Source organism: Chitinophagaceae bacterium (genome assembly GCA_007695095.1).
GTDB lineage: Bacteria > Bacteroidota > Bacteroidia > Chitinophagales > REEL01 > REEL01.
Genome location: REEL01000154.1, coordinates 59,034 through 69,610, shown reverse-complemented (window position 1 = coordinate 69,610; position 10,577 = coordinate 59,034). Strand labels below are relative to the sequence as shown.

Genomic DNA, 10,577 nt, shown 5'->3' with positions numbered 1-10,577 from the left:
TAAATAATCTTAATACTCTACAACGCTAAACGCAGAATTAAATTTGAAAATAAAATCCTTAAAATTGTTTTTTTTCTATATTTATTTATTGGAATTCAAATGCACCCAAATCAGGTTGCCCGGACCTCATGTTTCCCTTGAAATCGTTCTGTACACCTGCATCCTGTGTGCCCGCATCTATAGCAGGGGAGCCATTCAGTAAAGTATAATCCTTTTCAAACCTATCCGTAAACTGCGGATCCATATTTCTTAGTACATTATTAAAGAAAACTGTGTCTTCAGGCATTTCGGTTTTTACCAAAGCATGATTAAACAAAATTTCTACATCTACTACTCCCGGCTCAGCCTCTTCAATAAAAATCTCTTCATCTAAAGAACCATATATTATACTATTTGTAAAGGTTGCATAAATTGGTGCCAGAGAAAGTGCATCCGGTGTGGCCAGAAAATTACTAGCCCTGATTATCGGTTTATTGTGATTTATAAAGCTTGAACTGTAGTTTGCCAATGTAGCATGCCTGAAGTCATAAATTCCTCCATATTCCATTTGAATATTATGCTCTCCGCAATTATAAATGAGTATATTTTCCCCATACAAAACGGTTGTAATTCCCAAAATGCCACTACTCAGCGTATTTCTGATTTCTGTATTAAAAAAGGAAACTTTAGGGTTATTATTCTCTGGTAAAGAATCTACCCTTACCCCTACTACTGCATTTTTAATAAGAGCATTTGAAAATACATTATTTACAGAAGGTCTTAAAATATGAATACCTTCCCACTGCCCGGGTAACTCTCTGTAAAACTGCTCCAATCTCAGTTGCTGCAATATTACCGGATTATCTATCTGCCCGTTTAGCTCTAAAGTGCCATTTACAAAAAGACGTGAATTATTACTGAGATGTACCTGAACGCCTTCTTCTATACGTAAAAAACAAGCAGAATCGACTAAAAGGGAATTTACAATTACATAAGGTTTATCATCATCCCAAATTTCATCACAGATAGTTTGACCATAATAAAAATTTGCATTTTGTCCCCAGGCTGCAAGTGTCACTTTTTGAGGGTTATTGCCTAATAAAAAGCTGATAGAATCAGTCATCACAAATGGGAGTGAAGCATCTGAAGGATCGACGGTAACTTCGACAAATACATACATACTATCTCCCGGCAATATCTCATAGTCTTTAAATTCTGTACCGCTTATTCCATCAACATTAATTCTAAATTGACTATTTTCACCACCGGAAAGACGAATCTCTTTAATCCGGGCTGTTTGATTATATTGATTGTAAATCTTAAAAGAGCGGGTAGTTGATCCTAAAGTTGTAAAAACAGTATCAAAAGTAAGTGTATCAGTAGAAAAAATTAATTCAGCATCCGATCTGTCTAAAATATCGTCTTTATTGCATCCGTATTGGCTGAATAACAAAATAAAAACTGAAAAAAATAAAAGTAAATGCTTATTTTTAAAGAGACGTTGGTTACTTTCCATTAAGTCTATAAGTTTAAAAAATTAAAAATTAATCGTGAAGTTTCGTACCACCTTTGAAATACCTCAGTCAGAAAAAAAAATATCATTAAATGACAAAATTATATCTATTGGATCATGTTTTGCTGAAAATATAAGTAAAAAATTAGAATATTTCGGATACAACGTTATAAATAATCCCTTTGGTATAATCTATAATCCTCTTTCTGTTTGTAATTCCCTCAATCATTTAGTCAATAATAAATCATTTACAGAAAAGGATTTACATAAACATAACGAAATTTGGCACAGTTGGGACCATCATAGTAGGTTTTCAAGTAAAGATATAGACTCAGCATTAGAAAACATGAATGAGGCATCAAAAAAAGCAAGTACTCAATTGAAAAATGCTGATTGGCTGATAATCACTTTGGGGAGTTCTTTTACCTTTTATTTAAAAAATGAAAACAAAATTGTAAATAATTGTCATAAACATCCCGCTGATAAATTTACCAGAGAAATGTCCACTCCTGAAAAAATGCTAAAGGCTTTTGAAAGTGTGTTGCCTAAGCTCAGCTCCGAAACTAAAATAATTTTAACAATCAGCCCTGTAAGATATATCAGAGACGGATTTCCTGAAAATCAAAGCAGCAAAGCCAGACTTTTTTACCTAAAAGACCTGTTAAAAGAAAAGTATAAAGAACATTTATTTTACTTTCCGTCTTATGAACTGATGATGGATGATTTAAGAGACTATCGTTTTTATAATGAAGACATGCTTCATCCAAATGATCAGGCAATAGACTACATCTGGCAAAAGTTTTCAGAGGCAGTCACCCGGCAGGAAGACAAAGCTATCATTCAAAGAGTTGATAAATTGAGAAAAAACTTAGGTCACAGAGCTCTTTTCCCAAATAGCGAAGCACATAAACTGTTAGTAAAAAAGACCAATGAAGAGCTCACTGAATTAAAAAAAATCCTCCCTCACTTAAGTGCAAAAATTTCTACTGAAATAACTACATCGGACTCATAAAAAACTCATCATAACTTCTGAAGAACTTTCCAAAGATAAAATCCTGAATAATTACCAAATCCTGCTCCTCATTTATAGCTGCAAAATAGCGATCGGGGTCATAATCTCTTAAAACTCCATTCACATAGGGCATTTTAGTTCTTTGAGAAACAGGCATGTAAAAGATACGAATAGCGTTTTTCTTTCCGGATGCAGTTTCTACTGCAATTTTTGCTGCCGGTGTAGTCATCATTATAGAGTCCTTTGAAGGCAATCTGTTCTCAAAAGCCTCAGCATTCACGCCATTAAAATTATTTAAATATTCTAATACGGCAGTTTTGTAAACCGGTCGTTCAGTTTCTTCAGGCCTGTTGTGATTTAATACTTTAAAATTATCATTCCCTTTTGATATAATTTCAAAAGAAGCTGAGGGGTTAGAAGGGTATTCTACCTTAACGCTTGCAATCTCATCAAGTGGGTAATCAAAAACAGTTAAATCTCTCCAATCTTCAGATTGAGTAACATATCTGGGCGTTAAAAACCCATGAAATCCGGGAATATGAGTTACATATGGCCACTCTGCAACCTCACCGTCAAATTCACGAATCATGTAAGTTCCCAAATAATCTGATGTATGCATACCCACATAGTAAACATGAAATGGTTTGTCCATGTTATCATTATAAAGTTCTACTTTAATACCGGAGGCTCTTAAATCATTCAAAGCTCTGTTTAACTGCCTTTCAGGCACCGGATATTTCATTCTAACCCGTCTGATCGTTGATAATAATAAATCTATTTTATAATCTAATGCCTCATATTTTCCATTAACTAACCAATGATCATCTTTCCTTTCTAAAGTTACCGGATCATGATGTCTGCCGGCAATAAATATCTTTTGGATTTGGTCAACATCATCTACATGAAATATTTTTTCGGCTTCCGGATCATAACTTTTACCTGTATCCAACAGAAAAACTACAGCATAGGTGACAATAGAAATTACTATTACACCCATTAATAAAATTAAATTATTACGTTTCATTTTGTCTTTGTTTATAACACTTAGGTAGATTCTACTAAATAAATATACTTACTAAAAATTCAAAAAAACTACCTTTAATACCCTAGAAATATATTGGGCATCAAGATGTAAACCGTTTTCTCCTGATAAAATTGTATATAATACCAAATATCAAAACAAAGATAAGAGGTACTGTCATATTGATTACCCTCCATTTAAATTTCTCTTCGTTAACCTTAGTTCTGTCTAAAAGTCTCAGTCGAATTTCTCTGTTTCTGGTTTCTATTAACCCACTGTCATCTATCATATAATCAATGGCATTTAACAAGAAATCACGATTTGCAAAAGTCTGCTCTGTATACCTGTAGAATCCTAAAGGATAAATTTCTCCCCGGGATGTTGTTTCATTTCTTATAAAATCACCATCAGAAATCACCAGCATTTTTGTCGGCAGACTTTCTTCCCGATAAATAACTTCCGGTATACTATCTATCATGCTAATGGTTTCCGGAGCCAATCTGTTTTTAAAAACTGATTCAAAAGTTCCTTCCAGCAATACGGCCAACTTTCTTTGGGGTTGTCGAAAATGTTCCGGATTCGGGTCTTCCTGCAACATACTGAAATGAAGCCTAACCGGTGCCATAAGTGCCCTGCTATATTGAGAAGATGTAAGTAATATTGTTTTATCAATATCCTGATTTATGGTTCTGATAGTATCTATGGTTGAAGCAAACTTAAAAGAAACCGGGTCAATATTTCTGTTAATCGGGTGATCACTTGGTGAAATAGCCACCGGATAGTAATACCAGGGGAATAACTCTGTTTGCGGCTGACCTCCCATACTTCCTATTACCAAAGGTATGGGATTACATTGCAAATCCTGGACTAAATCCGGATTTATCCTGACTCCATATTTAAACAACATATCGTCAAGATTTAAGTCCATCATGTTTGAGAAAAACATGGTTTGCCCTCTCAGACTGTCCATTTCGGCATCCATTTGGTCGATAAGCCAAATAACACTACCGCCACCCATCACAAATTGGTCAATTTTAAACTTATTCTGTTCGCTAAAACGCTCTCTGGGTTTTGCAATAATCAGTACATCATTATGAAGACCAATTGTAACCTGCTCATGAATATTCATTCTAAAAACTTCATATTGCTTTCTTTGAAGTTCCCGTGAAATATCCAAAACTTTTTCCGGTAATAACTCACCATGCCCTTCCAAAAAAACAACTCTTGGTTTGACATCTCTGTCAAGTTGATTTATTGCAGATGCAAATTTATATTCCAATAATTCTTCAGATTGGTTCAGCGCCTGAAATGTTCCTGAACCAATACCACTTTCTAAAAGATTTACACTAAGTTCTCTTCCTTTAAAGAAAACCATTGCTCCCGGGAAAATAACTTTTTGACTAAAACCGTCTCCATCCTGAACAGATAATGTTGTAGGTAAAATTCCTTTTTCGTGTAACTGATCTTGAAATGCTCTTCTTTCTTCTCTATCTTCAATTGAAGATATGTCCATGAAGCTGTAATCAATTCTGTTTCCCGATCTTGACCGAAATTCAGCCAACATGTCTTCAGTTGCATTTCTCAATCGTCTGAATCCTGACGGAAAGGAACCTTCCAAATAAACTTCTATATATACTCTGTCATCTAAGTTATTAATTAAATCAATGGTAGCGCTTGATAAAGTAAATCGCTTCTCTTTGGTTAAATCAATTCGGCTATAAAAATTTGAAGCTAAATAATTTATTAAAAAGAGACTAAGCAACAGTAAAAGTAACTGTAGCAGCGCTGATAATTTTTTATTTTTTAAATACTTTACCATTTTCTACTCTCCAGGGAAATTTTGGTGCACGATAAAAAAAATACAATCAGCGACAAAAAATAAACTATATCTCTGGTATCTATTACACCTCTGCTTATCGAACGATAGTGGGCATTAATTCCCAGCTGCTCAACCAAATAGTCAAAACCGGCAAATAAAATTGGAAGTCTGCTTAAAAATTCAAAAGCTAAAAAGAAAAAGAAGCATAAAAATAGTGCCAATACGAATGCGACAATTTGATTTGAAGTGATTGAAGAAGCAAATACTCCTATAGCTGCAAAAGAAGCAGCTAACAGAAACAAACCTATATATGAACCATGTACAGCTCCGGTGTCAATATTTCCGACAGGTGCGCCCAAAAGGTATATGGTCAGATAATACAAGAGTGTAGGAAAAATAGCAAAGGCAATCAAAACCAAAGTAGCTAAATACTTTCCTAAAATAATTGAAACATCGTTGATTGGTTTTGTAACAAGCATTTCGATTGTGCCGGAGCTTTTTTCTTCTGCAAAAGTTCGCATAGTAATTGCCGGAACTAAAAACAGGAAAATATATGGAGCAGTTATGAATAGCCCCTCCAGTGTGGCATAACCATAATCAAGCAAATTTGTGTCAGGAAAAATCCATATAAACAAACCGGTTGCTACCAAAAATACAGTAATAGCTATATATCCAACCAATGAACTGAAAAAATGATTTAATTCCTTGAAAAAAATACTGGTCATGCTTATTTTATTTAGGATTGTTTAAGGGTTATATCTCTAAAAACATCCTCTAAAGTTGATTTTTCTGTATGCAGGTTAAGTATAGTCAGATTTAATGAAACTGCAAATTTAAAAATATCTTCACGAATATCACTTTCGTGAGCTGAATGTAACTTAAATGATTTATCATTTATTCTTTCAATTTTTAAAACATTACTCAATTTTTTTAAATCCTCTGTATTCACTTTTTCTTTGAATTCTACAAAAACGATTACGCTCTGTTTATTATGTTGTTGTAAGTTATCTGTTGTATCATCCACAGCAATTTTGCCATTATTGATTATGATTACTCTGTCACACATTGCCTGAACCTCCTGCATAATATGTGTAGAAAGTATTACTGTTTTTTCTTTTCCCAGATTCACAATAAGTTCTCTGATTTCTGAAAGTTGATTTGGATCTAATCCGCTGGTAGGTTCATCTAAAATCAAAACAGAGGGATTGTGAATCATAGCCTGAGCAAGACCAACCCTTTGTTTATAACCCTTAGATAATTGTCCTATTTTCTTAAATTTCTCTTTATGTAAACCGGTTTGACCTATGATATTTGTAATTAAATTTGATTTGTTCTTTTTAATTCCGTGCAAACCCGCTACAAAATTCAGGTATTCAATAACATATAAATCATAATACAACGGATTGCTTTCCGGCAAATAACCAATTTTCTTTTTAACCTCCATGGGTTCTTCCTCAATATTAAATCCACTTACAAAAGCTTTTCCTGATGTTTGAGGAATAAAGCATGTCAGGATTTTCATGGTTGTTGACTTACCTGCACCGTTTGGGCCTAAAAAACCTAAAACTTGTCCGGTTTCAACCTCAAAGCTAATATCATTTACAGCTTTCTGACTACCGTAAATTTTGGTCAAGTTCTTTACATTTATGGACATATCTTTATTTCGTACAGGTACTTAATTCGAACGCTTCGCAAAGACCAATATTTTAATTGTTAAGCAAAATTACAATTCTTAAAGTAAATCATTTTCATGCTGCAGCTTTTTCAAAAAATCTTTTGCTTTATGAATCTCTTTATACAAGACATGGTCTTCTTCTTTAAATGGAATCTCACTCAGAAAATCATCAACTATATTCTGTAAAGCAGGATGCAATATAAGTTCTTTTTTGTATTGTAATGCCCTTACCGAAGTTAAAAGCTCTATTGCCAAAATATTTTCTAAATTTTCCAACACTTTAAAGCATTTAACTGCTGCATTCCCCCCCATACTTACATGATCTTCCTGCCCATTAGATGAAACTATTGAATCTACGCTGGAAGGTGTGCAAAGCTGCTTATTAGCACTTACTAATGAAGCGGCTGTATACTGAGGTATCATAAATCCGGAATGTAATCCTGATTTTTCTGTAAGAAAAACCGGCAAAGATCGCTTTCCTGAAAGCAACTTATACGTTCTCCTTTCTGAAATACTACCCCACTCAGACAAACCAATGCATAAATAGTCCAAAGCCATGGCAAGTGGTTGTCCATGAAAATTACCGCCGGATAAAATCTTATCCTCATCCTGAAAAACCAATGGATTATCTGTAACAGAATTCATTTCAGTTGTAAATAATGAACCACAATAATTTACGATATCCAGCGAAGCTCCATGAACCTGAGGAATACATCTGAAAGCATATGGATCCTGAATCTGAGTTCGCTTTGTTTTTCCGGAGCTGTATTCCAGATATTTAAACAATCTTTTTGCAACTTCAATTTGACCGTTATATGGTCTGACTGAATGTACCAAATGATTAAATGGATCAGGACTTATTTCATAAGCCACAGAACTTAATGCAGAAATTGCATCTATAATCGGAGCCAGTCTTGCTGCCTTCAAATAAATATTAGATGCATAAGCAAGCATAAATTGCGTCCCGTTTAGCAATGCAAGCCCTTCTTTTGCCTTTAGCTTTATAGGTTTAATGCCAAGCTCCTTCATCAAGTCTGCTGAGTCATATTTTTTTCCTTTGAAGCGGACTTCACCTTCGCCTATTAAAGGCAGACTCATGTGAGCTAAAGGTGCCAAATCACCGGATGCTCCTAAGGAACCTTGCCGGTAAATTACCGGCAATAAGCCTCTGTTATAAATTTCAATAAGTTTATTTACTGTCTCTAAAGAAATTGCGCTGTTCCCTTTGCTGAGAGAGACCAATTTTAAATAAATCATTAAGCGAACAACTGAATCCGGGACTTCTTCTCCTACTCCGCATGCATGGGATTTAACCAAATTTTCCTGTAATTCTTCATTTTGAGATTTATCTATTTCTACATCGCATAATGCTCCAAAACCGGTATTAATTCCATAAAACAAAGAGTCTTCTTTCTCTAATTTTGCATCTAAATAATTTCTGCAATTCGTTATACTTTCAATGGCTGAATCAGATAACTCAATTATCGGATGTCCGGCGATTAATTCATATAAATCTTCAGGCTTGTAACTTCTATTGTCAATTTTAATATTCTTTGTCATTTTGAAATTTTTAATGAAGAATCGCAGTTCACTTACTGAAAAAATCAGCGCTTAATGCATTATTTTTTTAACTTTTTCAATAAGATCTTCTATAGATCCACTTTGTTGTTCACCTGATTTCATATTCTTCAGGCTAAAAGTATTATTCTCTATTTCTGCATCACCTGCAATTAATACATAAGATATATTTTTCTGATCGGCATATCTGAATTGCTTTTTTAATTTGTCATCTACAGGGTAAATTTCACATGGTATACCAGCAATTCTGAAATCATTTGCTATTTCAATTAGCTTTTTTGTAAATTCTTTATTGAAATTAGTAATCATAACTAATTTAATTTCTTCTGAATCAGCCGGAAAAGCATTTTTTTTCTCCAGAACGTCATAAATTCTATCTGCACCGAAAGAAATACCTACTCCCGGCATATTATCCAATCCAAACAAAGATGTCAACTGGTCATATCGACCACCGCCACCCAAACTGCCATACTCTCCGTCTACATCTATTACTTCAAAAATAAAAGCTGTATAATAGGATAATCCTCTTGCCAAACTAACGTCAAAATTCAACGGATTATTAATCTTTGCCGAATCCAGATAATCTAAGAGTAAAGAAATCTCATTAATCGATGTTGGATCAGAGTTTTTTTCGAATTGATCTGCTAAAAAGTTTAATTTTTCCCGATTCGTCCCCTTAATTAAAATCAAACTTTTCCAGTTATCAATTAAATTTTGAGGAAATTCTCTTTTCCCGAATTCAAGATCAACTCCTTCAGCTCCTGCTTTATCTAATTTATCTAATACAAGACAAAACTCATTAAATCTATCTTTTACACCCAAAACAGAAGCTATACCTTCCAGTATTTGCCTGTTATTGAAACGAATACTTACTTCCAGTCCAAAAGCTGAGAAAACAGAATCGTACAACTGAATTAATTCCAACTCATTCAACACTGAAGTGCTTCCTACTATATCAGCATCGCACTGATAAAACTCACGATATCTGCCTTTTTGTGGTCTGTCAGCTCGCCATACTGCCTGAATTTGATATCGTTTAAAAGGAAAAGTCAAATTACCGTGATTCAAAACTATATATCTTGCTAATGGAATTGTAAGATCATACCTTAAACCCTTTTCAGCTATCAACGGAGCTACTTGGTTTGACTGATTTTCATCAACCAAATCCGGAGTAATTTTTTTTAAAAAATCTCCTGAATTTAAAATCTTAAACAACAGCTTTTCTCCTTCATCACCATATTTTCCGGTCAGTGTGCTCATATTTTCCATAGCCGGTGTCTCTAACGGCTGAAAGCCAAAAAGCTCAAACTTTTCCCGTATAGTATCAAAGATATACGTTCTCTTTTTAACTTGAATAGCATTAAAATCTCTTGTTCCTTTTACCAATGATGGTTTCATTCAATATATTTTATTCGAAAATAATCAGTTCTATTTAAAGCTTTGAAAAATATGATAAAATCAGAGTTTCTTAGTTTTAATTTTATTTATAATCTCATCAGAAGCTCGGTCAAGCATTCTATATACTTGCTCAAACCCATCGTTATCCCAATATGGATCCGGGACGTTTATATTTCTACCGGGTTCAGCTTCATTCATAATAAGCATAACCTTTTCCTCTTCTCCTTTGCTATTGGCTAATTTAATTACATCCATATAGTTAGAACTATCCATAACATATATTTTATCGAAAACTTCAAAATCATAAGCTGAAAACTGTCTTGCTTTTTGATTAGAAATATCAATATTGTATTTATTGGCTACCTCTATCGAGCGTGGGTCAGGTTTCTCTCCGCTGTGATAGGCAGATGTACCGGCAGAATCAACCTCTACACTCAATTTATCTTTGTCAATTTTTGATTTCAATATACCTTCTGCAAGCGGAGATCTGCAAATGTTCCCCAAACATACCATTAGAATTTTCATATTATACAGGATTAGTTTCTTTTCAACAATTATAATTAATAGCTAAGAGCAAAAATA

Annotated in this window: 9 protein-coding genes; 1 reads left to right on the top strand and 8 read right to left on the bottom strand. The window is 33.9% G+C overall.

The genetic code is table 11. The annotated features are described in order from the left end of the window. Positions 1–85: 85 nt before the first annotated feature. Complete coding sequence (locus EA412_13140; GenBank protein ID TVR76784.1) at positions 86–1,495, bottom strand: hypothetical protein; 1,410 nt, start codon at positions 1,493–1,495, stop codon at positions 86–88. A 31-nt stretch (positions 1,496–1,526) separates the two neighbouring features. Here EA412_13140 and EA412_13135 point away from each other — a divergent pair, with 31 nt between their 5' ends. Then, positions 1,527–2,504 (top strand): GSCFA domain-containing protein, encoded by a 978-nt coding sequence (locus tag EA412_13135; protein ID TVR76783.1) that lies wholly within the window; start codon positions 1,527–1,529, stop codon positions 2,502–2,504. Here EA412_13135 and EA412_13130 read toward each other — a convergent pair. The 7 genes from EA412_13130 to EA412_13100 all read right to left on the bottom strand — a co-directional run bounded on the left by EA412_13130 (position 2,488) and on the right by EA412_13100 (position 10,520). Beyond that, entirely contained in the window at positions 2,488–3,501 is a 1,014-nt protein-coding gene (locus tag EA412_13130) for a hypothetical protein (GenBank protein ID TVR76782.1), read from the bottom strand. The two genes, EA412_13135 and EA412_13130, sit on opposite strands and share 17 nt — an antisense overlap. A gap of 127 nt (positions 3,502–3,628) precedes the next feature. Then, positions 3,629–5,344: a gliding motility-associated ABC transporter substrate-binding protein GldG gene (gene gldG / locus EA412_13125; protein TVR76781.1), complete on the bottom strand. Its 1,716-nt coding sequence runs from the start codon at positions 5,342–5,344 to the stop codon at positions 3,629–3,631. Beyond that, the gene (gldF, locus tag EA412_13120) at positions 5,338–6,069 is read right to left on the bottom strand and encodes a gliding motility-associated ABC transporter permease subunit GldF (GenBank protein ID TVR76780.1); all 732 of its coding nucleotides are present in this window, start codon (positions 6,067–6,069) and stop codon (positions 5,338–5,340) included. Before gldF ends, gldG begins: the two co-directional genes overlap by 7 nt. Before the next feature lie 11 nt (positions 6,070–6,080). After that, complete coding sequence (gene gldA, locus EA412_13115) at positions 6,081–6,998, bottom strand: gliding motility-associated ABC transporter ATP-binding subunit GldA (protein ID TVR76779.1); 918 nt, start codon at positions 6,996–6,998, stop codon at positions 6,081–6,083. Positions 6,999–7,076: 78 nt separating this feature from the next. Beyond that, a complete protein-coding gene (gene hutH, locus EA412_13110) occupies positions 7,077–8,579 on the bottom strand; it encodes a histidine ammonia-lyase (GenBank protein ID TVR76778.1) in 1,503 nt (500 codons plus the stop codon). A gap of 51 nt (positions 8,580–8,630) precedes the next feature. Beyond that, entirely contained in the window at positions 8,631–9,995 is a 1,365-nt protein-coding gene (locus EA412_13105) for a histidine--tRNA ligase (GenBank protein TVR76777.1), read from the bottom strand. Between the two features lie 60 nt (positions 9,996–10,055). After that, entirely contained in the window at positions 10,056–10,520 is a 465-nt protein-coding gene (locus EA412_13100) for a low molecular weight phosphotyrosine protein phosphatase (protein ID TVR76776.1), read from the bottom strand. Between the last annotated feature and the right edge of the window lie 57 nt (positions 10,521–10,577).

Coding starts and splice junctions, on each gene's coding strand:
- gldG (TVR76781.1), bottom strand. CDS start 5,344: ATGGTAAAGTATTTAAAAAATAAAAAATTATCAGCGCTGCTACAGTTA.
- EA412_13105 (TVR76777.1), bottom strand. CDS start 9,995: ATGAAACCATCATTGGTAAAAGGAACAAGAGATTTTAATGCTATTCAA.
- gldA (TVR76779.1), bottom strand. CDS start 6,998: ATGTCCATAAATGTAAAGAACTTGACCAAAATTTACGGTAGTCAGAAA.
- EA412_13100 (TVR76776.1), bottom strand. CDS start 10,520: ATGAAAATTCTAATGGTATGTTTGGGGAACATTTGCAGATCTCCGCTT.
- EA412_13140 (TVR76784.1), bottom strand. CDS start 1,495: ATGGAAAGTAACCAACGTCTCTTTAAAAATAAGCATTTACTTTTATTT.
- EA412_13130 (TVR76782.1), bottom strand. CDS start 3,501: ATGGGTGTAATAGTAATTTCTATTGTCACCTATGCTGTAGTTTTTCTG.
- hutH (TVR76778.1), bottom strand. CDS start 8,579: ATGACAAAGAATATTAAAATTGACAATAGAAGTTACAAGCCTGAAGAT.
- gldF (TVR76780.1), bottom strand. CDS start 6,069: ATGACCAGTATTTTTTTCAAGGAATTAAATCATTTTTTCAGTTCATTG.